This window comes from Aeromonas sp. Marseille-Q7275 (genome assembly GCF_965119515.1).
Map to the genome: position 1 here is coordinate 51,551 of NZ_CBCPLW010000022.1, position 24,069 is coordinate 75,619.

Below are 24,069 nucleotides of genomic sequence, written 5' to 3' on the forward strand. Positions count from 1 at the left end.
CCCCTTGCGGGAGAAGGGTTGGGGATGAGGGGGGGATCTAGTCACTGCAATGACAATCTGATAAACGCCAGCACTCCATCCATCCGCCCCAGCACCTCGTTATTCCACACCCTGATCACCCGAAACCCTTCACCATTGAGATAGGCCGTGCTGGCCTCATCCTGTTGTTGACCTTCCGGCTGGCTATGTTGCGAGCCATCGACCTCGATCACCAGCCGCTGTTCCAGGCAGATGAAGTCCACTATGTAGGGCCCGACAGGAAACTGGCGGCGGAACTTGAGCCCCTCAAACCGGCGATTACGAAGCTGGAACCAGAGCTTCTGCTCTGCCAGGGTAGCTTCGGCTCTCAGCCGCTTGGCAAAGGAGTGGGTCTTCATGGTGCATATCCAGAGCTGTTTGACCCTATTAGATATAGTCATTACTCGGTGGCGTACGGGTGGGCGGGGAGCTTTTCCCTCACCCTGGCCCTCTCCCAGAGGGAGAGGGAACCGATCGGGGAATCCTTGAAAGTGAAGATCACAAGGGGCCTCTAGTGCCAACACATTGAAGCCCTGGCATTTTGGGTCTTTGTCGCTTTGTCGCTTTGTCGCTTTGTCGCTTTGTCGCTTTGTCGCTTTGTCGCTTTGTCGCTTTGTCGCTTTGTTGCTTTGGCGTGTCGGCTGTCCCGATTCTTTCTATTTAACGCCGATCCGCTCCCTTCTCCCCTCGCGGGAGAAGGGCTGGGGATGAGGGGGAGGAGCCGCCAGACGCAGCGGGCTCAAACCGGGCTCACCAACTCCTTCATCAGCTCTTTCAACCAGATCAACGCCGGTTGCTGTGCATGGACCGGGTGCCAGACGCAGTTGAGATGGTAATCGGGCACGTCTTCGGGCAGGGGCAGGCTTTTCAGCGGCCAGTGGTTGGCGAGCAGCTCGGCCACCATGCTCGGCAGCACCAGCAGGTGGTCGCTCTGGCTGACGATGGCGGCGGCGGACATATAGCTCTGGCTGTTGACCGAGATGGTGCGGCTGTGTCCCAGGCTCTGCAAATAGCGGTCGAGGCTCGCCTCCGAGGTGCCGAGCGGAGAGTGGAACACGTGGGGCATCTCGATAAGCTGCTCGAGGGTGATGCGCTCCTCCTCCAGCTCCAGGGTGGCGCGCACCAGTCCGGCCAGGGGCTCGGTGAGCCAGGTTTCCTTGCCCAGATACCCCGGCACCTGCATGTACTCGTCAAACCCCAGCACCAGATCTATCTCGCCGCTCGCCAGCTCCGCCTCCGGCAAGGTGTCGCGCAGTATGCGGATCTCTATGGTGACCCCGGGCGCCAGCCTTCTGAGGCGCTGGATGAGCGGCGGGATCAGCACGCACTCCACGTAGTCCGTGGTGCAGAGCACGAAGCGGCGCTTCGACTGGCGCGGCTCGAACAGATCCTCCTCGCTGAGCTGCTGCTCCAGCAGCCGCAGCACCTGCTGCACCCCCAGATGCAGCCGCTGGGCCCGGGGGGTCGGCAGCATCCCCTGGGGCGTGCGCACCAGCAGCGGATCGTCAAAGAAGGCCCGCAGGCGATTGAGGGCATGGCTCATGGCGGGCTGGCTGATAAAGAGCGACTCGGCGGCGCGGGTCACACTCCCTTGCGTCATCAGGGCGTCAAGGGCGAGCAGCAGATTGAGGTCGAGCTGGTGCAGTTTCATGGGAGGATTATTCGCCGTGTTTATGGGACAATCCATCCTATTCATTTGATGGATGGGCACGCAACTTCTTACACTGCGACCCACTGTTATTTTTCCAGGGTTCCCAGATGAATCGGGGGGCCTCAATCCATGCAAGGAGCCTTGCGATGAGCATCAAGACCATCAACTCCATTCCGGCCGCCGACGGCTTCACCATGCCCGCCGAGTGGGCGCACCAGCAGGCCGTCTGGATGATCTGGCCGTTCCGCCCGGACAACTGGCGCGTCGCCGGTCGCTTCGCGCAGGCCACCTTCGCCAAGGTGGCGGATGCCATCGGGCAAGCCACCCCGGTCTTTATGGGGGTGCCGGCCCAGTTTATGGAGCAGGCCCGCGCCATCATGCCCGCCCACGTCACCCTGGTAGAGATGGCCAGCGATGACTGCTGGGCCCGCGACACTGGCCCGACCGTGGTCACCAACGCCGCCGGCGAGTGCCGTGGGGTGGACTGGGGCTTCAACGCCTGGGGCGGTCACAAGGGCGGTCTCTACTACCCCTGGGATCAGGATGAAAAGGTGGCGGCCCAGATGCTGGAGCAGCACGGCATGGATCGCTACGCCGCGCCGCTCATTCTGGAAGGGGGCTCCATCCACGTGGACGGTGAAGGCACCTGCATGACCACCGCCGAGTGCCTGCTCAACGAAAACCGCAACCCGCACCTCTCCAAGGAGCAGATCGAAGCTCACCTGCGCGACTACCTGGGTGTCACCAGCTTTATCTGGCTGGACGAAGGCGTCTACATGGACGAGACCGACGGCCACATCGACAACATGTGCTGCTTCGTGCGCCCGGGTGAAGTGGCCCTGCACTGGACTGATGACCAGAACGATCCTCAGTACGCCCGCTCCCTGGCCGCCCTCAAGGTGCTGGAAGCGGCGGTCGACGCCAAGGGTCGCAAGCTGAAAGTGTGGAAGCTGCCCCAGCCGGGCCCGCTCTACTGCACCCAGGAAGAGTCTGCCGGCGTCGAGAGCGGTACCGGTGTGCCGCGCGAGGCAGAAGGTCGTCTGGCCGGTTCCTACGTGAACTTCCTCATCACCAACGATCGCATCGTCTACCCGCTGCTGGATGCCGCCACAGATGGCGAAGCCCAGCGCATTCTGGAAGAGATCTTCCCGGAGCACACCGTGGTCGGCGTGCCGGCCCGCGAGATCCTGCTGGGCGGTGGCAATATCCACTGCATTACCCAGCAGATCCCTTCCGGTCAGTAAGAACCGGATGACGATCCTGCTGCGAGGCCGTGATCAAGGCTTATGTGCTGCTCGGAATCCTCATGTATTCACATACACTCCGGTTCCTGCGCTGCTCTTCACCTTGCTGACGGCCTCTCGCGACGGGTCGTAAACCGGTTCCGGTGAGTATTAAAAACCCCACGCCGTGGGGTTTTATCTCTTGATGGTGTGATGGTCGCAGGCGCCGATGCGGCGATCATCATGACAAGCAGTCACCCTTCTACAGGAGATCCCCATGATCGAAGTGACAGAGGTTTCCATTGCCGAGCTGCGCGGTGCGCTCGAAGCAGGCCGCACCACGGCGGTCGAACTGGTCAAGGCCTATCTGGCCCGTATCGAGGCTTACAACGGCCCCGAGACCGACACCCGCCTCAACGCCGTGGTGGTACCCAATCCCGATGCACTGAAAGAGGCGCAAGCCTCCGATGCCCGCCGCGCCCGTGGCGAAACCCTGGGGCCGCTCGACGGCATCCCCTACACCGCCAAAGACAGCTATCTGGTCAAGGGGCTGACCGCCGCCTCCGGCAGCCCGGCCTTCAAGGATCTGGTGGCCCAGCGCGATGCCTTTACCGTGGAGCGGCTGCGCGCAGCCGGTGCCATCTGCCTTGGCAAAACCAATATGCCCCCCATGGCCAATGGCGGCATGCAGCGCGGCGTCTATGGCCGTGCCGAGAGCCCCTACAACGCCGACTACCTGACCGCACCCTTTGCCTCCGGCTCCTCCAACGGCGCCGGTACCGCCACCGCGGCCAGCTTTGCCGCCTTTGGTCTGGCGGAAGAGACCTGGTCGAGCGGCCGGGGCCCGGCTTCCAACAACGGCCTGTGTGCCTACACCCCGTCCCGTGGCGTCATCTCGGTGCGCGGCAACTGGCCGCTGACCCCGACCATGGACGTGGTGGTGCCCTATGCCCGCACCATGGCCGATCTGCTGGAAGTGCTGGATGTGGTGGTGGCTGACGATGCAGACACCCGTGGGGATCTGTGGCGCCTGCAGCCCTGGGTGCAACTGCCCAAGGCGTCCGAGGTGCGCCCGGCTTCCTATCTCGATCTCGCCGCCGGTGCCTCCGCCCTCAAGGGCAAGCGCCTCGGCGTGCCGCGCATGTTTATCAACAAGGATGAACTGGCCGGCACCAGCGAAAACCCCGGCATCGGTGGCCCGACCGGTCAGCGCATTCATACCCGTCCGACCGTGATCGCCCTGTGGGAGCAGGCCCGTCAGGCGCTGGAAGCCGCGGGCGCCATCGTTGTCGAAGTGGACTTCCCCCTGGTCTCCAACTGCGAAGGGGACAGACCGGGCGCGCCGACCGTGTTCAATCGCGGCATAGTGTCACCTGAGTTTCTCAACGACGAGCTGTGGGAGCTCTCCGGCTGGGCGTTCGACGATTTCCTGCGCGCCAACGGCGATCCCAAGTTGAACAAGCTCGCCGATGTGGATGGCCCCCAGATCTTCCCCCATGATCCGGGCACCCTGCCGAACCGCGAGGGCGATCTGGCGGCGGGCATGGACGAGTACGTCAATATGGCCAAGCGCGGCCTGAAATCCTGGGACGAGATCGCATCGGTGCCGGACGGCCTGCGCGGCCTGGAGCAGACCCGCAAGCTGGATCTGGAGGACTGGATGGACGGGCTCAAGCTCGACGCCGTGCTGTTCCCGACCGTCGCCGACGTGGGCCCGGCCGATGCGGACGTGAATCCGGCTTCCGCCGATATCGCCTGGAGCAACGGCATCTGGGTCGCCAACGGCAACCTCGCCATTCGCCATCTCGGCGTGCCGACCGTCACCGTCCCCATGGGCATCATGGCCGATATCGGTATGCCGGTAGGCCTGACCTTCGCCGGTCGCGCCTATGACGACAACAACTTGCTGCGCGTCGCCTCGGCCTTTGAGTCCACCGGCAGCAAGCGGATGGTGCCGCCGCGCACGCCGCCGTTGGCTTGATTTCGGGCTGAAGCTAAATATCTCGGGGTCGACCGGGAATAGAAAAAACCACCCGCACTATGCGGGTGGTTTTTAATCGAAGCTTTTCTATAAAGTAGTTCTGCCTAGCTTCACTCTATGGGCTGCAGAGCTATTTTTTTGCGAGAAACTCTTTAATCTGATTTATCCAGATAGGTGCATTTTTTGCCGTATCTAGTTCACAATATTTCTTGGAAAAGCTTGTTTTCATACCATCAGTGTCAAAAAAGCTTTCGAGTTGCTTTTGTTCTATATGTCCAAGGTTTAGAGATAGGCCAGATGGAGCATTAGCTATGTGTACTTTCATTTTCTTTGAAAGTTCTTTAAATGCAGCATTGTCTAGTACGTTTGAAAAAAATAGAAATGTTTCTATGAATTTATTAGGATCTAAGCAATCCTCAATCTCGGTTGGAGGGAAGAAATTGTTATCGTTAGTGCTTTTTAATGTCGTCTCATTTTTCTCTGTACAATTATGCAGGCGTTTAATATCTATTTGCTTTATTGACGTTTTTGATGTGTATTTTTCATATTTTTTATCAGTGTCTAACAGGCAAAATATTTTACCCTTAATTTCTTGGCGATCTTCTTCAAGAGCTAAATGAAAGTACTCATATAGCTTCTTAACATATTTTGAGCCACCTATAGAGATAACGTTTATATTGAATTCATTTCCTATCCAGTGTTCAATGTATCTTTTGTCAGAGCTTCCTTCACATATAATCCATCCGCGTTCCTCAGATGTGACAGATGCAATTATGGACTGAACTAGATCATTGATATTTTTTAGTTCAATGCTTGCTGGCTGTTTTCCTTTTGATTCTTCTTTTATATATTTAATATCCTCTCTGAATCTAGAAAGATCAATTAAGTATGCTTTTTTATCAGTCTCTTGCTCAGCTATATATGTCGCTGTCCCTGCAGGAACTGCAGACATAAATCCATACCAATGAGTAGCAATGAGGGTTTGCACTCCACCAGATGAAATGTACCGTAGCTTTTCAAATTGGGAGAAGCAAGATGATGTATGAAGTGATATCTCTGGTTCATCAATGGCTAAAATGACATGTCTACGTCTATCAGTCGACTTTATAATAAATGCACTCGCTAGATCTATAATCGCCTTGCGTTTTTCACCTGAACTACAGTGAAATATAGGTGTCGATTCACCTGTGGATTTTAAGTTCAATACTTTAGATTCAAAGTAGGTTTCAATTATTTTTGATGATAGATGTGTTAAATTGAATAAGGTTTGTTTTTTAGCTGGTTTTTTGTATTCGTATGTACCTAGGTAGTTACTTACTTCACCAATAAAGTTGTCTAAATTTGTATTTATTTCTTTTATGAGTTTTTCATCCACCGCCTTTCTTACAATTTCGTCTACTGTTGTTCCCATTAGTGATTGAGTCGTATTGCTTTCTATCTTTGTATAGTGTTCAAAATCAATTTCAGAAGGTATGTATATGTACTCGAAAAGTTCTAAAACTAGTTCTCGAGCTTCATCAATAAAATCGTCCAATCCTATTTCAAATTGTTCAAATAAATCTTCTTTATATTCTGAAACACCATGAAAAATGGATAGGGAAAACTTTGTTTCTCTTTGGCTTTTCTTTTCCACCGCAAGTGGAAATATAAAAAATATTTTCGTGGTTTTTGTTTTCAGCTTTTAAATCTGTCAAGTTGATTAATGAATTCACTAGCAATACTGATATGTGAAGTTAGGTGAAAATTCTAGTATGATTATTTGGCTGACAACTCAAGCCATTTATAAATATTTCTAGATTTATTAATGTATGATTTTGGTACTATGAAAATTGGGCATATCGTTGGCTCTGTAGAACTGAAACCACTTTTGCTACTGTGATTGTAGTTCCAGTCGGAGTTTGGACTATTGAAATAGACATCTAGTGCTTCTAGAATAGAACTCTTACCTACGCATTCTCACCTACAAAAGCAAATGCTCACCATTTGAGACAGGATGAAATTCCGCCTCTGTAAGTTTTATAATTTCTTAAAAAAAGTGAAAAGATCATGTAACACTCAATAGTAAGGGGCAATAAATTGATGATAATGTTCTTAATTCAAAATGAATACCCATGTGAATCACATTTCATGAATTAATAAGATGGCGTTGTATCTTTCATGTTGTGTTTTGTAAGCGTTCCATGTGTTCATTGCTGCAAAGTATGTGGCCTATTTTGTGCACAAACGTCACGCCGTAAACTACATCAAGGCGCTGATTGTATGTTTTGAGCCTTTACCGCTCTCAATTCCCAGCACCGCCAACCGCAATGTTTGTCGTGACTAGCTCCAGATTTCTCCTGAACTCCCCAGACTTCACCTTGGCTTCACACAACCTCATTTTCCCCTCACATATCCCTTCTATCTTCTGCCCACTGATAAATGGGTCCGCTTGCCACAAGGGTGGCAAGGGGCCAAAGAGAGGGGAGCAAGACGATGAAATCCTGGATCAAATACGGGCTGGCAGGGGCCTTGATACTGGTGGCGAGCTTCTGGGGCGGCAGCGTGCGGGCGGCGGGGATGCCCCTTGGCCCGGATGACGCCGTGCCGGGGCTGCTAGCCGCCCAGGCTGCGGCGCTCCCGACGGGCGCCCATTTCTTGTCTCCGGGGAATTCGCCGTCGATTGCTGCCGGGAGTGGTATCTGAGGGCGTTGATACCGCCCTCTTAATCTCTGCCGGGCTGCCTACTGCGCCTGATATTGGGCATCCAGCCAGGCGATGGCCGCTTGAGGGTCGTTGAATGCCTGGATATGGCCCGGGTGGGTGAGGGACAGGCAGGAGAGGGCGATGTGGTGGAGCACCTTGGTCGAATAGAGGGAGGCGATGGCCACCAGATTCTTCTGGGCAAGCCACGCATAGGTATCCTGCAGATGGGGCAGGGCGGATAGCACCACCCCCTGATGCTGACGATGATCCACCAGGGCGCAGAAACGCTTCCCGTCCAGGCTGTTCACCACCCGCTTTATCTGTGCAATCCACGCCAGCATACCCTCCTCATTGAAAGGGCCGATCAGCTCGCAGGTGACCAGGTGTTCCTGCACATTGAAGATGAACTCACCGTGCTTTTTATCAAAGGACATACAACATTCTTATCCATGACCAGGGGCGGCAGATAATGCTTATTCATTCCGTATGCATCAATACCCGAATGAGGGGCGCTGTCCTAGTTCGAGGTTTTATGGTCGCAAGTCAGAGGCTGCGAGCGAGGTGCATCTGATATGAAAAGGGCCTCCCCGGGGAGGCCCTCTTTGATCATGCCCCTGAACCTATGGGCTTTATCTGGAGGCTAGCGAAAGCGAAACAGCTCCCGGTGCAGCGGGGTGGCCAGATGGGCATCCAGGGTCTGGGCCATGGGCTCGGGGCCGCAGAACCAGACGGGAGTGTGTTGCTGAGCCCCGAGTGCGGTCAGATCCAGCCGGCCGCGCTCGGACTCCAGATGCAACCGGTAATCGACCCCGGCCCGGCGGCACAGCTCGGCCAGATGAACGTGATAGGGGGCGGCCTCGACGGTGGGGGCGCATTGCAGCAAGGTGGTGCCCGGGCGTGTCTCGCCACGGCGTACCAGGGCCTCCAGCCAGGCGACGAAGGGGGTGATGCCGATACCTGCGCCCACCCAGAGTGCGGGGGCCGGATCTGGCAGGGCAAAGGCGCCATAGGGGCCGGTCACGATGACCGCATCGCCGACCCTGAGGTGGCGGTGCAGCCAGCGGGTGTGATCCCCGAGGGCGCGCACCGCCAGGGTCAGGGTGCGGCAGTCTGCCGAGACATCGACCAGGGTGTAGGGGTGAGGTTCGCCGCGCCCGGCGAAGTCGAAGAAGGCGAACTGTCCGGGGCGATAGCCGTGCAGGGGAGAGGCCAGGGCGACCCGGATCTCCAGGGTACGTGCGTCCAGAGGGGTGAGGGTGCTGACCCTTCCCTGGTGGCGCGCGTCCCGGCCCACCCGGCCAAACAGGGAGTAGAGCGCCCCCAGGGCGCCCACCCCGCCACCGATGAGCAGGGTCAGGCCGACCGGGGTCAGGGCGCCGATGCGCGGCAGCAGGCAGAGTCCGTGCAGCCAGCCCATCAGATAGATGACCGGGGCCAGCCGGTGGACCACCCTGAAGCGCTCGTAGCGCACCACCGCAAGCAGGCTCACCACCACCAGGGCCAGCAGCAGATAGAAACCCCACTCCCCCAGGGTATTGCCGAGGCTGTGCCAGAGGGCATCGTTGCCAGCACCAGCACCAGCACCAGCACCAGCACCGCGGCGCGCCGGTCGGGTCAGCCAGTCGGCGGTGACGGCCCACTTGGGGGCCTCCACCAGCAGCCAGTGGGCCATCAGGGTACCGGTGGCCCAGAGGGCACTGCTGCGATGCAGGCGCAACATGCGATCCAGCCCGCCGCACCAGGCCTCTAGCCTCGGCAGGCGCAGGGCAAGCAGCAAAGAGAGTGTCATGGCGCCGAGGCCGAGCAGGCCGGTCAGGATCAGTAGCTCATGGCGCCAGGGCCAGAGACCGGTGGGCCATTGGGTGAGACCAGAGAGCCAGAGCAGGGTGAGGGTCAGGGGCAGGGCCCAGGTGAGGGATGCGGGTTTCATGATGTCCTCCTTGTCCATGCCTCCATTGCACGCCCCCTTTGTGGCAAGAGTGTGCCCCTTTACTACCTCTTTTGTAGCAGATTGTGGCAAGGGGTCGCCGGGCCAGAGGAAGGGGGCAGAGCAGGAGGGCGCAGGAAGGAGCACGGTCGAAGAACGGAAGCCAGCCCTTCATCCGACCCAGGATAGTGAGAAAGCGGAGGGCCCGCATGGCCGAGCCCCCGCAAGACCCCTGTGTCAGGGCTTGCGCCCCTTGCCGCCCTTGCCGCCCTTGTTGCCCGCGAGGGCCTGCTTTCTGGCCTTCTGCTTCTGGGCCCCCTTGCCGCTGCGGCGCGGCTCGGGGTCGAAGCGGGTGAGATCCGGCTCAAAGCCCGGGAACCACTGCTGGGGCAAGCGGGTGTCGAGCACGGCTTCGACCTTCTCCAGCAGGGGCGCATCTTCCGGGCTGAACAGGGTGATGGCGAGCCCCTTGTTGCCGGCGCGGCCGGTGCGACCTATGCGGTGGACGTAATCCTCAGGCTGGTGGGGGAACTCCAGGTTGATCACATAGTTGAGATCGCTGATATCGAGGCCGCGAGCCGCCACGTCGGTGGCGACCAGCGCCTGCAGGGTGCCGGCGCGAAACTCCAGCAACACCTTCTCCCGGGCGCTTTGCGACAGATCGCCGTGGAAGGCGAGCGCATTGATGCCCGCCTTGCCGAGCTGCTGGGCCAGCTTGTCCGCCCCCTGGCGGGTGCGGCTGAAGATCAGGGCCGGTGCCCAGCCCTTCACGGTCAACATGTGTTCGACCAGCGCCAGCTTGCGATCCCCATCCACCGCATAGACCCGCTGCTCCACCTCGGCTGCCGTGGTGTTGCGCGGTGCCACCTCGATCAGCGCCGGGTCGCGCAAGAGCACCCGGCTCAAGGCAAAGAGGTTGTCGTCGCAGGTGGCCGAAAACAGCAGGGTCTGGCGATCCGCCGGTATCTGTCTGAGCAGGGCCTTTATCTCGTCCATAAAGCCCATGTCGAGCATGCGGTCCGCCTCGTCAAACACCAGATGGCCAAGGCTTTCAAGGCTCAGGGCCCCCTGGCGCAGATGGTCGAGCAAGCGGCCCGGGGTGGCGATGAGCAGATCCACCCCCTCTTTCAGCGCCTCCACCTGGGCGGCAATGCTGACCCCGCCGTAGACTAGCGTGCTGGTGAGGCCTGTGCCCTGACCGTAGCGCGCCACACTCTCGGCGACCTGCACCGCCAGCTCGCGGGTCGGCACCAGCACCAGGGCACGGATGGGGCGCGGAGCCTCGCTTGCTGGCTGCTGCATCAGTTGCTCCAGCAGCGGCAGCACGAAGGCGGCGGTCTTGCCGGTGCCGGTCTGGGCCCCCGCCATCAGATCCCGCCCCGCGAGAATGAGGGGGATGGCGCTGGCCTGAATAGGGGTCGGCGCGGCATAACCCAGCTCGCGCAAGGTCTGTTGCAGGCGGGGGGAGAGGGCCAGTTCGGCGAAGGAGGCAATGGACATAGGGCACCAGTGTGGGGTTATCGCGGCCAGGGCCGTGACGGAAACAATGATAGTGGCCGGGATGGTAGCAGAAGCGCCCCCCGGAGCAGAAGGCGATTGCGGCGTCATGGGAAGGCGCCGCTGGCAGGGTCAGCCTGGCCCCCTGGGTTTCGCCGGTTGGCCCAGCATCTCGGGGGGGCTGATGAGCCCGATGCTTTGCCCAGAGTAGAAGGCGATGTTGTGCTTGCCATGCTGCTTGACGTGGTAGAGCAGCGCATCGGCCAGATCGGTGGCCTCGGCGACCGTCAGGTAATCGCGGATGCGGATGATGCCCGCCGAGAAGGTGATGGGGGCGGGCAGTTCCGGGATCACCAGCTGTGATGCCAGCAGGCGGGCCACCGTCTGGTGCATGCTGGCCTCGTCGTTGAGCCCCTTGTAGAGGACGATAAACTCCTCGCCCCCCCAGCGAATGGCCTTGTCCCCCTTGCGCATATTGGTCGTCAGATGACGGGCGAAGGCGGCGAGGGCCAGATCTCCCACCCCGTGACCATGGGTGTCGTTGATGGACTTGAAGTTGTCTATGTCCAGCAGCATCAGGTAGTCGTGCTCCTGCAGCAGGCCCTGATCCAGGATGTCCCGTCTCGGCAGCCGGGTCAGGTGATCGGTCAGTGCCAGGGTACGCAGGCGACTGTAGATGCCCCGCCCCGTCAGCATCAACAGCAGCAGGGCGATCAGATAGAGCTTGAAGGCCGGGCCATAGAGCACGGCCCGGACGGCATCGCCGTAGCTGTATGACCACTTGAGAAAGAGGTCGTTGCCGGCCTTGGTCTGCATGAAGCGGGTATTCAGGCAGAGATGCAAGGGGCGGCAGGGTTCGACCTCCTCGAAAGAGATGACGGTGCGAGTCGGATTGAGCCCCTCGAAGGGGTGAAACACATCCTTGAAGGCCTCGTCGATGGCGATGTCTATGCCCGTCAGGCCATAGCGGTAGTCCGCTAAGGCGGAATCGTAGAAGACGAAGGGGAAGTAGAGGGTGATGTTCTTCAACCCGGTGAAGGTGTCGGTGTAGATGTCCGATACCCAGGCCTCATCCGTGCTGCAGGGCACATGGGTGGCTGCGAAGAAGGCACAGCCGAAATAGTGGGTCCAGGGCTCGATGTCATTGAGGTTGGTGTTGACCGGCTGCAACTGGTTCGGAAGCATCCGTTTGTCCGTCACCATGCCAAGCATGCGACGATCGTTATAGAGGGCGTAGAGGTTGAGGACCTCGGGGTAGGAGAGCACATATTGGTAGGCGGTGAGCATCTGGTTGGCGGGCGGCAGTATGGGGATGACCGCCAGGCGAGCCAGGGTGGCGAGATCATAGCCATAGGCATAGGCAGTCGCATCCCCGTTCTCGCTGAAGATGGGTGTCTTGATGCTGCTGTTGTCGATGAATCGGGCCAGTTTCTCTGGCGCCAGCACGCGGGCCCGTTGATAGAACACCTCGAACAGGTTCGGTTGTTTGGCGGTGATGAGCTGCATGTCGTGCCTGATGCTGAGGTAGGTGTAGTTGAACACCAGCCCCAGCCCCGCCAGCGCCAGGCAGAGGAGTGCGAATCGCATCAGCCACCTGCGGGGCAGGGTGCGCAACAGTGATCCCGCCATGCCATAACGCTCCCGGGTGGTGACAGAGGACTTTCTTGTAACTGATTTTGCCTGGCATCACCAGACGAAATTGGGGGTCTGAACAACCGATACACGAGAAATGAACCGCCAATATCAACAAGATAGACGGTCAGCACCAGCTCGTGTTGGGGGAGGCAAACTGGCGGGGATGGGGGGCAATCAGAGGGCATGACGCCTCTCCTGTCGTACGGCGGCGCCGTGCCTTATCTTGTCTGGAACTTCGGCGAGTAGGGGCCATGGAGAATGCCGTTGGGCATGTCGGCGCTGAGCAGCCTGAAGCTGGTGATCCCGGCGATTTCATGGCCCTTGTCGGTGATGGTGTTGGCAATCTGATTGACGACAGCCACCACCAGCATGCCGATGAGGCCGCCCCCCGAATTGCTCTGCTGTTCGGCACTGCTGGCGCTGGCACTGCCTTCCCACAGCAGCTTGCCGGTGCGCAGATCCACCAGGCGGGCGCTGGCGGTGACCACAGTCTCGCTGGAGATGACCAGATAGCTGGTGCCATAGTCCTTGATGTCGAGGTACAGGGCGGTATCGGCACCGTAGATCTCGTGGAGCTTCTTGATGGGCAGGGCATGAATGTCCGTCGGCTCGGTCACCCCGTTCTGCCGGAAGGTCTCGTTGGTGACCGCCACCGGCAGCACGTAATAGCCGGACTCGGCGAGCGGGTAGGTGATCTGGGACTGCAGGCTGGCCCCCGCCTTGATATCAGGCGAGTGATTCACCGGTGGCAGCACCAGGATGGAGGTCGGTCTGCTCTCCTTGAAATTGCCGTAGTCGTAGCCGGGGCCCTTTGCGCAGCCGCTCAGCAGCAGGGTGCCCAGTATCAGGGCAAGGAAAGTGCGCAGTGTCATTGGGTCGCCCCCTTCTGGTTGGACATCAGGAAGTTCATGAAGGGTGCCGATTCAGGGAAGAGACGTTTCTCGGTCTCGAACTGCTCGCGGGTCTGCGCATCCTTGCCGAGCTGGGCATAGAGCATGCCCAGGTGAGCGTGGAAGCCGGGCGGCACCGCCTGACCCTTGGCGCTGGCCTCTTGCTGGTTTTTCTCCAGCGCGTCTATCTGGGCTTCAACCCCGGTGTCGTCACCCTGCATGTGCTGGTAAACCACCCCCTGGTATTGATCCCAGTTGTAGAGCGTCTTTGGCGCCTGGGCACAGGCACTCAGCAGCAGGCCGCTGGCCAGCAGCAGGGAAAGCTTGGACATGGTCATCTCGTCTCTCCTTATTGGGCCGGACGCCAGGCGCCGGTCTCGATGCCGCTCACCAGGTTGTTGACGGCTTCCCGGATGGCGAGATCCAACACCTTGCCGTTGAGGGTGGAGTCGTAGCTGGCGGTGCCGCCGAAGCCGACGATTTCGCGGTTGGAGAGCTCGTACTCCCCGGCGCCCTGGGAAGAGAAGACCACTTCAGAGGTGGTGACGTTGACTATGTTGAGGTTGACCTTGGCGTAGGCGATCTGGGACTTGCCGCGGCCCAGGATGCCAAACAGCTGATGATCGCCGACTTCCTTGCGACCAAACTCGGTGACGTCACCTGTGACCACATAGTCGGCGCCCTTGAGCTGCTGGGCCTGTTGCTTGATCCCGGCTTCCGCCTTGATCTCTTCCATGTTGTCGCGATCCAGCACGCTGAAGCGGCCGGTCTGTTGCAGATGGGTGATCAGCACGGTTTTCGCCTGGCTGCCCAGTCGGTCCACGCCGTCGGAGAAGATGCCACGCATGTAGCTGGAGCGGTTATCGAACTTGCCGACGGCGATGGGGCTGCGAGTGCCCTGATAGTGGCTCTGATAAGAGGCGACCTTGGGCACTTCCAGGGAGCGCGACGACTCGCTCGCACAAGCTGTCAACAATCCCGCCATCAAAATGACACCAGATGAAACAACAAACTTCTTCATGTAACGTCCCGTTATTTAAGGAAAAAACAACGGCGGACTCTAACATTGTTCGCTGCGAAGAAAGTGCCCCGTATGGGGGGCATAGCCGCTCAATCAGTGTGCGTTTGGGCTGGCGTGGCGGGGGGGGGGGGGGGCCGGGGCTCCTGATGGCGCTGGGACACCTCCTCCAGGGCCGCCACCAGGGCGCGCCTCCGCCCCGGCTTCTGCACATCCGGGGGCAGCACCATCCAGATGTCGATGGGGTCGTGCTGGTCAGGCAGCAGGCGCACCAGGCCCGGATCCTCCTCGGCGAGGAAGGTGGAGAGCAGCGCTATGCCGAGCCCCTGGCGGGCCGCCCCCATCAGCACCAGCTGGGCGTTGCTTTGCAGCACCACATTGGGCTCATGGAGGGGTTCACCGCACAGGCTCAGCCAGTGGCGGGCCACCAGCTCCCTGGGAAAGAGCAGCAGGTCGTGCTGTTGCAGCGCCTGACCCGAGCGGGGCGTGCCGCGGCGGGCCAGGTAGTCGGAGGAGGCGTAGAGCCCCATCCTGATGGTGGCGAGCCGTTTGACCACCAGATCTCCCTGCTCGGGGCGCACGCTGCGAATGGCAAGGTCCGCCTCCTGATTGGGGATGTCGCTCACGCTGACCGCGGTCAGCAGCTTGAGGCGGATGCCGGGGTGGCGCTGGCGCAGCAGGTTGAAGGCTGGCAGCACGAAGCCCTGGGCCAGGGTGTCCGTGGTGGCGATGCAGATCTCCCCCTCCAGCTCCCCCAGGCTGGCCGCGCGATCCATGGCCAGGGCCGCCTGCGCCATGGCCTGTGCCTGGGGCAAGAGCGCCTCCCCCACGGGGCTGAGCCGATAGTGCCTGGGGGTGCGGATAAACAGCTTGGCCCCCAGCTGCTGCTCGAAGAGGCCGACCCGTCGCCCGACGGTGGCCTGATCGACCCCGAGTTCGAGGCCGGCCCGGCGCAGGCTGCCCCGCCGTGCCAGGGCCAGAAAGAAGCGGGCGTCATCCCAGTTGATCATGCTTGCTCCTCGCTCAAGCAGGACGCCCGATTGGCGCCGGAGTATTAGATGCCAGAGGGGGCGGCAGCACAAGGGGCCGTCCGATCCCGCCCCTCAGCACTCAAGGTGGGACGGAACAACCGCCCCTGTGATGCAAATTTGAATCGCCATGATGCAGAACTGCCGCAGCCCGGGGCGGACGGGATCGCTATGATGGCGCTCCCGATAGCGCTTCCCTTGTCTGTGATTGGAGTCTTGATGTCATCCCCCTGCGCCCCAACTGCTGCCCACGGCAGCGAGGTCGATGTTCGCCCCCGCCTGCTCGGGTTTCTGGCCCTGGCCCTGATGTCGGCCCTGCTCAACAGCAGCGTGCCCACCCCGCTCTATCCCCATTACCAGGCGGCGCTGGCCCTGAGCGATCTCGGCCTCAGCTTCATCTATGGCGGCTATGCGGGGGGCGTGCTGATCGCCCTGTTCGGGGTGGGCAACCTGGCGGGAAGGGTGGCGGATCTGCGCACCCTGATCCTGCCCGCCCTGCTGGCGGTCGGGGGCGGCGCCCTGCTCTTCTCCCTGGCCGACAGCTTCTGGTCCCTGCTGCTGGCGCGGGTCCTGGCCGGGATTGGCACGGGCAGCCTGACCGGCGCCGCCAACGTGGCGCTGCTGCGCTTTGGCCCTCAGGATGGCGGCAAGCGGGCGGCCCTGAGCGCCACCCTCTCCTTCACCGCCGGGCTGGCCCTCGGGCCCGTGTTCAGCGGCCTGGCGCTGCAACTGGACTGCTACCCGACCACCTTGCCCTTCCTGCTGATCCTGGGAATGGCGAGCTGCGCCATCGCGGGCCTGGTACTGAGCTGGCCAAGAGGAGCCAGGACGACGGTGGCCGCCCCGAGCGGGCCGGGTGGGGATCCCTGGGGAGGGGCTCAGGGCCACGGGGGCCGGGTTCTTTCTCTGCGCCCTGGCGCTCTTCACCGCCTGGGCGGTGGCGGCCAGCCTGCTGGCCATCGGCCCCAAGGTGGTGAGCGAGTTGCTGGGCATGAGGGATCTGGGGCTGTTCGGCTATCTCATCGCGGCCTATCTGGTCTTCTCCGGGCTTTGCCAGCTCTGGGCCCGTCGCCTCGATGCCCGCCATACCCTGCAAAGCGGCTGCCTGGCCCTGGCGCTTTGCGTGCTGCTGTTTGCCGGCGCCGTGCACGGCCTGCCAGGCTGGCTGGCGGGGCTCGGGTTGCTGGTGGCGGGCTACGCCCAGGGGGCCGTGTTCGTGGGCAGCGCCACCCTGATCAATCGCATCGCGCCCCCGGCCAGCCACGCGCGGCTGCTCTCCCTCTTCTATGTGATCGCCTATGTGGCGAACTGGGTGCCCGCGCTGCTGGGCTGGGTGAGCGACGGTGCAGGCCTCCTGGCGGCGCTGGATCTGCTGTTCGTCGGCAGCACGCTGACCAGCCTTGGGCTGGCCTGGGCCCTGTCACGGCATCGCTTCGAGCCCGCCGCCTGACGAGGGCATCACCCATCGACCAGGACGACGCTGCCGGCATCCAGGTGGTGCATCCACTCCCGCAGGATAAGCAGGGCGGCGGCGAAACGGCGATCCTTCGGCAACTGGGCCGATGCCAGGGGATCCCCCTCCACCATGGCAACCAGCTGGCCGAACAGCCGCTCTATGTTCTCCCGGCTCTGCACCCGGCTGCCCAGGGGCTCGGCCAGGGGCACGGGGCTGTGCAGGTGCAGCGCGGGGTGGGGCGGGATCCGGGCCGCGAGGGGCATCAGCACATCCTCCACCACCATGATGGCCTGCTCTAGCTCGAGGGCGCTCGGCGGATCCTCCGCTACCAGGATGGCCTGCTCCAGCTCCAGGGCGCTCGTCGGGTCCCGGCGAAAGGGTCCCGGGGTCAGGGCATCGAGCCCCAGTGTCAATGCAAATGTCTGGCTGGTGCCATCGGCCGCGGTGATCTGCACTCGGCTCCGGGTATTGCCCAGGCTCAGCAAAATGGTGTCGTGATGCTCTCTGGTCATCTGATGTGCTCCCGGCGTTGGATGCCCCATGGATACACCCGCACGGGGCGGATTGGCGAGTCATTTCGCCCCCCATTCGGGCATCAGGGGTTGCAAAGATCTCCTTGAGTGGCAATCTGGACGTCCAAACGTCTTGGAAGGAGCCCTGACATGGATATTCGTATCGTCCCCCGCGCCCTCGTGCTCGCCCTCTCTCTGGTGGGGGCGAGTGCCCTTGCCAACGAGGCCCTGGTGTTCCAGACCGACTTCGGTCTCAAGGATGGCGCCGTCTCCGCCATGAAGGGGGTCGCCTTCGGGGTGGACCGCACCCTGCCGCTCCATGATCTGACCCACGAGATCCCGGCCTACAACATCTGGGAAGCCTCCTACCGCCTCTACCAGACCCTGCAATACTGGCCTGCGGGCACCGTCTTCGTCAGCGTGGTGGACCCCGGTGTCGGCACCGAACGCAAGTCGGTGGTGCTCAAGACCAGGAGCGGCCACTACATCGTCAGCCCGGACAACGGCACCCTGACCCTGGCGGCGGAGCACTTCGGTATCGAGGCGGTGCGCCAGATAGACGAGAAGACCAACCGCCTCAAGGGCTCCGAGAAGTCCTATACCTTCCACGGGCGCGACGTCTACGCCTACACCGGCGCCCGCCTCGCCTCCGGTGCCATCAGCTTCGAGCAGGTGGGGCCCAAATTGCCTGCCGAGGTGGTGACCATCCCCTATCAGCCTGCTGTGGTCGAGCAGGATGGCACCTTGAAGGGCACCATCCCCATTCTGGACGTGCAGTACGGCAACGTCTGGACCAACATCGACGAGGCCGTGCTCGGCAAGGCAGGCATCAACAAGGGGGACAACGCCTGCATCAGGATCAGCGAAGGGGATGCGCTGAAATACGAGGGCAAGGCCCCCTACGTCAGCAGCTTTGGCGATGTGCCACAAGGCCAGCCCCTGGTCTACCTCAACAGCCTGTTGCAGGTGTCGGTGGCCCTGAACATGGACAACTTCGCCGCCAGACATCAGGTGCAATCCGGCGCCAACTGGCAGATCAGCCTGAAGAAGTGCGGCTAGAGGGAGGCTGCCAGCGGGTGCAATCCGGTACAAACGGCATACCAGCCTGAAGAAGTGCGGCTAGCGGGAGGCTGTCAGCGAGTGCTATCTGGTACAAACGGCATACCAGCCTGAAGAAGTGCGGCTAGGGTTCAACCCTTCTGTCGGCGATACGTCTCTTGGGGCGGTGGGACTCGTGTCCACCGCCCCTTGTCTTGGGCGGTAGCGCCTTGTCGGGCCAGGCGGTTATCTCATCGCTTGTCATCCTTGTTTAATAAAGTGCCGCCATGCTGTGGCCGGACGCAGTGATTACGCAATGACGCCAGCACAGAGAACAAGGAAAAGCCGATGAGCCGTTTTGACGAGAGAGACAGCGCCAACCATCCCCGGGAGCAGGAGCCGGAATTCAACCGCCTGATCGAGGCCGGCCTGAGCCGCCGTGGTTTCCTGAAGGGGATGGGCGCCGCCAGCATGGTGGCCTTCTTCGCCGCGAGCCCGGTGGCCCGCGCCGTGGCCGCCGCGACCCAGCCGCTGCTCGGCTTCCAGGCCGTGCCCGCCTCGGTGGCCGACACCATAGTGGTGCCGCCCGGCTACAAGGCCGAGGTGCTGATCGCCTGGGGGGATGCCCTCTTCCCCGATGCCCCCGCCTTTGCCCAGAGCAATGATGCCAAGGCCCAGGCACGCCAGTTTGGCGACAACAACGACGGCATGAGCTTCTTCCCCCTGGGCCCGGATCGCGCCCTGCTCGCCGTCAACAACGAATACACCAACTACGAATATCTGTTCGCGGATGGCGGCAAGACCCTCAGTGCAGAGGCCGTCGCCAAGGCCCAGGCGGCCCACGGGGTCTCCCTGGTGGAGCTGGCGCGCATCGATGGTAAATGGCAGGCCAATCCCAAGGGGGCCCTCAACCGCCGTATCACCGCCACCACCCCCATGACACTGAGCGGCCCGGCGGCAGGCCATGCCCTGCTCAAGACCCAGGCCGATCCCGAGGGGCGCACCGCCCTTGGCACCTTCAACAACTGCGCCAACGGCCAGACCCCCTGGGGCACCTACCTCACCTGCGAGGAGAACTTCAACGGCTACTTCGGCAGTGCGGGCAAGCCGGTGCTGGACCAACGCGCCGCCCGCTACGGCCTGGCCGCCGAGGATGCAGGCTTTGGCTGGCACAGGTTCGACGAGCGGTTCGATCTCGCGAAGCATCCCCAGGAGCCGCACCGCTTCGGCTGGGTGGTGGAAATCGATCCCCGCGATCCCGCCTCCACCCCGAAGAAGCGCACCGCCCTTGGCCGCTTCAAGCATGAGAATGCCGCCTTCACCGTCAACAAGGATGGCCGCGCCGTGGTCTACCTGGGCGACGACGAACGGGGCGAGCACATCTATCGCTTCGTCTCCAAGAACCAGGTGGCGCCGGGCAATGACCCCGCGAACCGGGATCTGCTGGACGAGGGCACCCTCTATGTGGCCCGCTTCGAGGCCAAGGAGGGGGAGCTCAGGGGCACAGGCCAGTGGCTGCCCCTGGTACACGGCCAGCACGGCCTGACCCGGGAGAACGGCTTCGCCGATCAGGGGGAGGTGCTTATCTTCGCCCGGGAGGCGGCGACCCGGCTCGGCGCCACCACCATGGACAGGCCCGAGTGGGTGGCCGTGCATCCCCACAGGGCAGAGGTCTACTGCACCCTGACCAACAACAAGAACCGCGGCCTCAAGGAGAACCAGCCCCTGGATGGCGCCAACCCCAGGGCCGAGAACCCCTATGGCCAGATCATCCGCTGGCGCCCGATGGAGGACGATCACGGGAGCGACAGCTTCGAGTGGGATCTCTTCCTGCTGGCGGGCAACCCAGGTGTGCACAAGGAGGGGCTGATGGCGGGCAGTGCCAACATCCACCCGGACAACATGTTCAACAGCCCGGACGGCATCGGTTTCGACGAGGCGGGACGGCTCTGGATCCAGACCGACGGCGATTACTCCAACGAGAAGCAGTTTGCCGGCATGGGCAACAACCAGATGCTGTGCGCCGATCCCGCGAGTGGCGAGGTGCGCCGCTTCCTGACCGGCCCCGTGGCCTGCGAGATCACGGGCCTCACCTTCACGCCTGACTGGCGCACCATGTTCGTCGGGGTGCAGCACCCGGGGGAGGAGGGGGCTCCCTCCCACTTCCCGGACGGCGGCACCGCCATTCCCCGCTCCGCCGTGCTGCGGATCACCCGGGACGATGGCGGCATCATAGGGGCCTGAGTCGGCAGGCTTATATAAGCAGAGATAATGTCAGAAAAGAGAAAGCCGCCCTCGGGCGGCTTTTTCGATGGCGCAATGAGAAGTCAGAACTCGTTGGAGAGCGCCTTGTAGCCCTTGACCAGGTCGATGTTGGTGTGGGCCACGTCTTCGGAGAACTCGGTGGCATCCACGGTCACGCGGGGGATCTGGGCCAGATCGCTCTGCTGGTTGATGCGGGTGGTGGAGGGCACATAGAAACCGGGGGGCAGATCGCAGCCGTCGATCACCGAGTTGTGACGCACCACGGATCCTTCGCCAATATGGCAGTTGAACAGCACGCTGTTGAAGCCGATGAAGACCCGGTTACCCACTTCGCAGGGCCCGTGCACTATGCTGCGGTGGGCGATGGAGCTGTATTCGCCTATGGTGACGGCGGCGCCGGACTTGGAGTGGATCACCACGCCGTCCTGAATGTTGGAGTTGGCACCGATGACGATGGGCTCCATGTCGCCGCTCTCATCCACCTCGTCGGCACGGATCACGGCGTAGGGGCCGACAAACACATTCTCCTTGATGATCACCTTGCCGCAGATGATGGCGGTCTTGTCGATGTAGGCGGACTCGTCGATAACGGGAAGGTGACCGGAGGGATTCTTGCGGATCATGGCATGTCCTGTTGCTGATGAAATCGGGGAAAATGGCGGGACGCAGAGGCTCGCCGGAGAGTCAGCTTACGCCTCTGATCCGGGTGGGGGAACCCTTTACTGGTCTGACCCACTCTTGGTAAGGGCATTTGGCATGGTTGTTCTTTGACTCCCTTGTATGGGAGCATGGGGCCTGACAAACGGGCGTGTTCCTCGCCAGAAGGGGGCGGCCTGACTGCGATGACGGAGACGATGACATGAAGAAGATGATGCTGCTCCTGGTGGCGTTCTTGCTGTGCGCCCAGGCCGCGCAGGCCAAGGGGCGGCCAGGTGAGTTTGACTACTACGCCCTGGCGCTCTCCTGGTCACCGGAGCACTGCGCCATCAAGCCGGCCGATCGAGAGCAGTGCAGCCGCCAGTTGGGCTTCGTGCTGCACGGACTCTGGCCCCAGTATCAGCGCGGCTATCCCGGCAGCTGTACCCGCGAGCGGCTGGATCCCGCCATGGAGCAGGCGTTTGCCGGTCTGTACCCCAGCCGCTTCCTCTATGGTCATGAGTGGGAAAAGCACGGCACCTGCTCAGGCCTGAGCCAGCAGGCATTCCACCAACTGGCCAGGGATCTGCGCCAGAAGGTGCGGGTCCCGGCCGCCTACCAATCCCCGGTCGAACCGCTGCGCAAGAGTGCCTTCCAGCTCAAGGCGGATCTGGCCGCTGCCAACCACTGGCTTGCCCCCGATACCATCACGGTGGCCTGCGCCGACGGCGGGCGTTTCCTGCGGGAGATCTACATCTGCATCAACAAGGAAGGGACGGAGGCCGTCCCCTGTTCGGACGAGATGCAAAAGCGGGAGCGCCGCTCCTGCGGCCAGTCGGACTTCCTGCTGCGCAGCGTGCGCTGACCCTCGTTATCTTCATCAGGCCTCTTGCGGGCCTGATGTGCAACTGCAGTCATCGGAAAGGAGCTCTGCAATGACCGACGTGAAACAGTTTTCGGCACGGGAGCGCAGCCTGCTGCTCGGGGTGAAAGGGGTGGGCCCCACCGTCATCGGGCGGCTCGAACAGCTGGGCTACCACAGCCTGAGTGAGCTGGCCGAGGCGGATAGCGGCCACATAGTCCGGCTGGTGGCCAGCATGCTGGGCGCGACCTGCTGGCAGAACAGCCCGCAGGCCAGAGGGGCCATAGACGGTGCCATAGCGCTGGCGCGCAGTCAGATGGTGGCCTCCGCCGCAGAAGGAGAGGGCGGCGCATGAGCCTGTTTGCCGATCTGGGGATGCGCTACCCCATCATCCAGGCGCCCATGGCCGGGGTGCAGAACGCTGAGCTGGCCATGGCGGTGACGGGGGCGGGTGCCCTGGGATCCTTGCCGGCGGCCATGCTTGGCACGGCCGAGCTGCGCAAAGCGCTGGAACAGCTGGCGGCCAGTGGCCCTGGCCCCTTCAACATCAACTTCTTCTGCCATCGACAGAGTGAGCCTGATCCGGCCGAGGAGCACCGCTGGCGAGAGGCGCTGGCGCCCTACTATGCCGAGTTCGGGGTGGATGCCAGAGCCGTGACGACGGCGCCCGGCCGTGCCCCCTTCAATGCGGAGCATGCCGCTCTGCTTGGCGAGTTCAGACCCGCCGTGGTCAGCTTTCACTTCGGCCTGCCGGCGCCCGGGTTGCTGGCCCGGGTGAAGGCCACGGGGGCAAGCGTCTTTGCCAGCGCCACCACGGTAGCGGAAGCGCAGTGGCTGGCACACCATGGCGCCGATGCCATCATAGCCCAGGGGCTGGAAGCGGGAGGGCATCGCGGCCACTTCCTGAGCCAGGATCTCGGTCTGCAACAGGGCACCTTCACGCTGTTGCCACAGATAGTGGCGGCAGTGGATCTGCCTGTCATCGCCGCCGGGGGCATAGTCGATGGCAAGGGGATCAGGACCGCCCTAGCGCTGGGGGCCAGCGCAGTCCAGATGGGAACGGCATTCCTCTGTTGTCACGAGGCGACGACCTCGCCCCTGCACCGTGCGGCGCTGCAGGGGGCCCATGGCCGGCATACCGCACTGACCAATCTGTTCAGCGGCCGTCCGGCGCGGGGGATAGTGAATCGTTTGATGCGGGAGCTTGGCCCTCTCTCGGCGCTGCCTCCTGACTTCCCCCATGCCAGCGGCGCAGTGGCCCCGTTGCGCGCCGCTGCTGAAAAGGTCGGTGACAGCGGCTTCTCGCCGCTCTGGGCCGGACAGAATGTCTCGGGTTGCCGCTCCCTGGCCGCCGCCGAGCTGATCGCAGCCTGGGCCGCCGAAGCCGATCTGGCCTGATGGCCTCTCTTCTGCAGCTTTCCTTTATATAGGTATCTCTACAGGCACAGGCTTCTGGCCTGGACGGCGTCGAGATCCTGCCGTGGTGGGGAGTGCAGAGCATCAATCAGAGCCCTTTTTAACGGCTAGCTGTGGATAAGTGTGTATAAAAGCTGTGTTTTGATATGAATAACTAATAAATGGCCTTTTTTTGCAATTTTATTGCAGTCAGTGCTTGCCAATGTGATCAATGTCTCTATAATGCGCCTCCATCGACAGGGCAAGCGGCAACGCAAACAACCTCGTCGATAACCTCGAAAAGCCTTTGAAAATAAGGCTTGACTCGAGAAGGCGGTTGAGTAGAATTTCACTC

20 protein-coding genes and 2 pseudogenes are annotated in these 24,069 nt (G+C 61.4%); 9 read left to right on the plus strand and 13 right to left on the minus strand.

Going from position 1 to position 24,069, the window contains the following annotated elements:
- Positions 1-41 precede the first annotated feature (41 nt).
- Both ACWPWQ_RS17965 and ACWPWQ_RS17970 read right to left on the minus strand, forming a co-directional pair.
- Positions 42-377 (minus strand): endonuclease domain-containing protein, encoded by a 336-nt coding sequence (locus ACWPWQ_RS17965; protein ID WP_454010421.1) that lies wholly within the window; start codon positions 375-377, stop codon positions 42-44.
- A gap of 380 nt (positions 378-757) precedes the next feature.
- A complete protein-coding gene (locus tag ACWPWQ_RS17970) occupies positions 758-1,669 on the minus strand; it encodes a LysR family transcriptional regulator (protein ID WP_454010422.1) in 912 nt (303 codons plus the stop codon).
- A 146-nt stretch (positions 1,670-1,815) separates the two neighbouring features.
- Here ACWPWQ_RS17970 and aguA point away from each other — a divergent pair, with 146 nt between their 5' ends.
- Together aguA and ACWPWQ_RS17980 are read left to right on the plus strand one after the other, a co-directional pair.
- Positions 1,816-2,913 carry an agmatine deiminase gene (gene aguA, locus ACWPWQ_RS17975; RefSeq protein WP_454010423.1) on the plus strand — a complete coding sequence of 366 codons (1,098 nt, stop codon included), beginning with the start codon at positions 1,816-1,818 and terminating at the stop codon, positions 2,911-2,913.
- Positions 2,914-3,169: 256 nt separating this feature from the next.
- Positions 3,170-4,873 (plus strand): amidase, encoded by a 1,704-nt coding sequence (locus ACWPWQ_RS17980; RefSeq protein WP_454010424.1) that lies wholly within the window; start codon positions 3,170-3,172, stop codon positions 4,871-4,873.
- 130 nt (positions 4,874-5,003) lie between these two features.
- Here the strand turns inward: ACWPWQ_RS17980 and ACWPWQ_RS17985 are convergent, their stop codons facing one another.
- Positions 5,004-6,506 (minus strand): ATP-dependent nuclease, encoded by a 1,503-nt coding sequence (locus tag ACWPWQ_RS17985; protein ID WP_454010425.1) that lies wholly within the window; start codon positions 6,504-6,506, stop codon positions 5,004-5,006.
- An 839-nt stretch (positions 6,507-7,345) separates the two neighbouring features.
- Between ACWPWQ_RS17985 and ACWPWQ_RS17990 the strand changes: the two are divergent.
- Positions 7,346-7,438: pseudogene (locus ACWPWQ_RS17990) on the plus strand (subclass B2 metallo-beta-lactamase); the annotation flags it as partial.
- Between the two features lie 155 nt (positions 7,439-7,593).
- Here the strand turns inward: ACWPWQ_RS17990 and ACWPWQ_RS17995 are convergent.
- From ACWPWQ_RS17995 to ACWPWQ_RS18030, 8 genes are all read right to left on the minus strand, one after another.
- A complete protein-coding gene (locus tag ACWPWQ_RS17995; RefSeq protein ID WP_454010426.1) occupies positions 7,594-7,989 on the minus strand; it encodes a hypothetical protein in 396 nt (131 codons plus the stop codon).
- 206 nt (positions 7,990-8,195) lie between these two features.
- The gene (locus ACWPWQ_RS18000) at positions 8,196-9,503 is read right to left on the minus strand and encodes a ferredoxin reductase family protein (RefSeq protein WP_454010427.1); all 1,308 of its coding nucleotides are present in this window, start codon (positions 9,501-9,503) and stop codon (positions 8,196-8,198) included.
- 216 nt (positions 9,504-9,719) lie between these two features.
- Positions 9,720-10,982, minus strand: a complete 1,263-nt coding sequence (locus ACWPWQ_RS18005; RefSeq protein WP_404837801.1) for a DEAD/DEAH box helicase — start codon at positions 10,980-10,982, stop codon at positions 9,720-9,722.
- A gap of 129 nt (positions 10,983-11,111) precedes the next feature.
- Positions 11,112-12,566 (minus strand): GGDEF domain-containing protein, encoded by a 1,455-nt coding sequence (locus ACWPWQ_RS18010; RefSeq protein ID WP_404837802.1) that lies wholly within the window; start codon positions 12,564-12,566, stop codon positions 11,112-11,114.
- A 266-nt stretch (positions 12,567-12,832) separates the two neighbouring features.
- On the minus strand, positions 12,833-13,486 hold the full coding sequence (locus ACWPWQ_RS18015; RefSeq protein WP_454010428.1) for a DUF799 domain-containing protein: 654 nt from the start codon (positions 13,484-13,486) through the stop codon (positions 12,833-12,835).
- Positions 13,483-13,842 carry a DUF4810 domain-containing protein gene (locus ACWPWQ_RS18020; protein ID WP_247627810.1) on the minus strand — a complete coding sequence of 120 codons (360 nt, stop codon included), beginning with the start codon at positions 13,840-13,842 and terminating at the stop codon, positions 13,483-13,485. The genes ACWPWQ_RS18015 and ACWPWQ_RS18020 overlap by 4 nt, the downstream gene beginning before the upstream one ends.
- A gap of 11 nt (positions 13,843-13,853) precedes the next feature.
- Positions 13,854-14,489 carry a CsgG/HfaB family protein gene (locus ACWPWQ_RS18025; protein ID WP_241672849.1) on the minus strand — a complete coding sequence of 212 codons (636 nt, stop codon included), beginning with the start codon at positions 14,487-14,489 and terminating at the stop codon, positions 13,854-13,856.
- A gap of 125 nt (positions 14,490-14,614) precedes the next feature.
- The gene (locus ACWPWQ_RS18030) at positions 14,615-15,532 is read right to left on the minus strand and encodes a LysR family transcriptional regulator (RefSeq protein WP_454010429.1); all 918 of its coding nucleotides are present in this window, start codon (positions 15,530-15,532) and stop codon (positions 14,615-14,617) included.
- Positions 15,533-15,766: 234 nt separating this feature from the next.
- On the opposite strand from ACWPWQ_RS18030, the pseudogene ACWPWQ_RS18035 reads away from it, so the two are divergent.
- A pseudogene (locus ACWPWQ_RS18035) lies at positions 15,767-17,000 on the plus strand (MFS transporter).
- 8 nt (positions 17,001-17,008) lie between these two features.
- On the opposite strand, the gene ACWPWQ_RS18040 reads toward ACWPWQ_RS18035, so the two are convergent.
- Positions 17,009-17,518 carry a hypothetical protein gene (locus ACWPWQ_RS18040; RefSeq protein WP_454010430.1) on the minus strand — a complete coding sequence of 170 codons (510 nt, stop codon included), beginning with the start codon at positions 17,516-17,518 and terminating at the stop codon, positions 17,009-17,011.
- A 150-nt stretch (positions 17,519-17,668) separates the two neighbouring features.
- Here ACWPWQ_RS18040 and ACWPWQ_RS18045 point away from each other — a divergent pair, with 150 nt between their 5' ends.
- Together ACWPWQ_RS18045 and ACWPWQ_RS18050 are read left to right on the plus strand one after the other, a co-directional pair.
- Positions 17,669-18,577 carry an SAM hydrolase/SAM-dependent halogenase family protein gene (locus ACWPWQ_RS18045; RefSeq protein WP_454010431.1) on the plus strand — a complete coding sequence of 303 codons (909 nt, stop codon included), beginning with the start codon at positions 17,669-17,671 and terminating at the stop codon, positions 18,575-18,577.
- A gap of 327 nt (positions 18,578-18,904) precedes the next feature.
- The gene (locus tag ACWPWQ_RS18050; protein ID WP_454010432.1) at positions 18,905-20,800 is read left to right on the plus strand and encodes a PhoX family protein; all 1,896 of its coding nucleotides are present in this window, start codon (positions 18,905-18,907) and stop codon (positions 20,798-20,800) included.
- Positions 20,801-20,883: 83 nt separating this feature from the next.
- Here ACWPWQ_RS18050 and ACWPWQ_RS18055 read toward each other — a convergent pair whose 3' ends face one another.
- The gene (locus ACWPWQ_RS18055) at positions 20,884-21,444 is read right to left on the minus strand and encodes a gamma carbonic anhydrase family protein (RefSeq protein WP_106884870.1); all 561 of its coding nucleotides are present in this window, start codon (positions 21,442-21,444) and stop codon (positions 20,884-20,886) included.
- A gap of 236 nt (positions 21,445-21,680) precedes the next feature.
- Between ACWPWQ_RS18055 and ACWPWQ_RS18060 the strand changes: the two genes are divergently transcribed.
- The 3 genes from ACWPWQ_RS18060 to ACWPWQ_RS18070 all read left to right on the plus strand — a co-directional run bounded on the left by ACWPWQ_RS18060 (position 21,681) and on the right by ACWPWQ_RS18070 (position 23,717).
- On the plus strand, positions 21,681-22,322 hold the full coding sequence (locus ACWPWQ_RS18060; protein ID WP_454010433.1) for a ribonuclease T2 family protein: 642 nt from the start codon (positions 21,681-21,683) through the stop codon (positions 22,320-22,322).
- 70 nt (positions 22,323-22,392) lie between these two features.
- Entirely contained in the window at positions 22,393-22,674 is a 282-nt protein-coding gene (locus ACWPWQ_RS18065; RefSeq protein WP_454010434.1) for a helix-hairpin-helix domain-containing protein, read from the plus strand.
- Positions 22,671-23,717 carry an NAD(P)H-dependent flavin oxidoreductase gene (locus tag ACWPWQ_RS18070; protein WP_454010435.1) on the plus strand — a complete coding sequence of 349 codons (1,047 nt, stop codon included), beginning with the start codon at positions 22,671-22,673 and terminating at the stop codon, positions 23,715-23,717. Before ACWPWQ_RS18065 ends, ACWPWQ_RS18070 begins: the two co-directional genes overlap by 4 nt.
- The last annotated feature ends 352 nt before the right edge of the window (positions 23,718-24,069 follow it).

Bases quoted from the DNA above. Each gene is read 5' to 3' on its own strand.
- ACWPWQ_RS17965 (WP_454010421.1), bottom strand. From the start codon at position 377: ATGAAGACCCACTCCTTTGCCAAGCGGCTGAGAGCCGAAGCTACCCTG.
- ACWPWQ_RS17970 (WP_454010422.1), bottom strand. From the start codon at position 1,669: ATGAAACTGCACCAGCTCGACCTCAATCTGCTGCTCGCCCTTGACGCC.
- aguA (WP_454010423.1), top strand. From the start codon at position 1,816: ATGAGCATCAAGACCATCAACTCCATTCCGGCCGCCGACGGCTTCACC.
- ACWPWQ_RS17980 (WP_454010424.1), top strand. From the start codon at position 3,170: ATGATCGAAGTGACAGAGGTTTCCATTGCCGAGCTGCGCGGTGCGCTC.
- ACWPWQ_RS17995 (WP_454010426.1), bottom strand. From the start codon at position 7,989: ATGTCCTTTGATAAAAAGCACGGTGAGTTCATCTTCAATGTGCAGGAA.
- ACWPWQ_RS18000 (WP_454010427.1), bottom strand. From the start codon at position 9,503: ATGGACAAGGAGGACATCATGAAACCCGCATCCCTCACCTGGGCCCTG.
- ACWPWQ_RS18005 (WP_404837801.1), bottom strand. From the start codon at position 10,982: ATGTCCATTGCCTCCTTCGCCGAACTGGCCCTCTCCCCCCGCCTGCAA.
- ACWPWQ_RS18010 (WP_404837802.1), bottom strand. From the start codon at position 12,566: ATGCGATTCGCACTCCTCTGCCTGGCGCTGGCGGGGCTGGGGCTGGTG.
- ACWPWQ_RS18015 (WP_454010428.1), bottom strand. From the start codon at position 13,486: ATGACACTGCGCACTTTCCTTGCCCTGATACTGGGCACCCTGCTGCTG.
- ACWPWQ_RS18020 (WP_247627810.1), bottom strand. From the start codon at position 13,842: ATGACCATGTCCAAGCTTTCCCTGCTGCTGGCCAGCGGCCTGCTGCTG.
- ACWPWQ_RS18025 (WP_241672849.1), bottom strand. From the start codon at position 14,489: ATGGCGGGATTGTTGACAGCTTGTGCGAGCGAGTCGTCGCGCTCCCTG.
- ACWPWQ_RS18030 (WP_454010429.1), bottom strand. From the start codon at position 15,532: ATGATCAACTGGGATGACGCCCGCTTCTTTCTGGCCCTGGCACGGCGG.
- ACWPWQ_RS18040 (WP_454010430.1), bottom strand. From the start codon at position 17,518: ATGACCAGAGAGCATCACGACACCATTTTGCTGAGCCTGGGCAATACC.
- ACWPWQ_RS18045 (WP_454010431.1), top strand. From the start codon at position 17,669: ATGGATATTCGTATCGTCCCCCGCGCCCTCGTGCTCGCCCTCTCTCTG.
- ACWPWQ_RS18050 (WP_454010432.1), top strand. From the start codon at position 18,905: ATGAGCCGTTTTGACGAGAGAGACAGCGCCAACCATCCCCGGGAGCAG.
- ACWPWQ_RS18055 (WP_106884870.1), bottom strand. From the start codon at position 21,444: ATGATCCGCAAGAATCCCTCCGGTCACCTTCCCGTTATCGACGAGTCC.
- ACWPWQ_RS18060 (WP_454010433.1), top strand. From the start codon at position 21,681: ATGAAGAAGATGATGCTGCTCCTGGTGGCGTTCTTGCTGTGCGCCCAG.
- ACWPWQ_RS18065 (WP_454010434.1), top strand. From the start codon at position 22,393: ATGACCGACGTGAAACAGTTTTCGGCACGGGAGCGCAGCCTGCTGCTC.
- ACWPWQ_RS18070 (WP_454010435.1), top strand. From the start codon at position 22,671: ATGAGCCTGTTTGCCGATCTGGGGATGCGCTACCCCATCATCCAGGCG.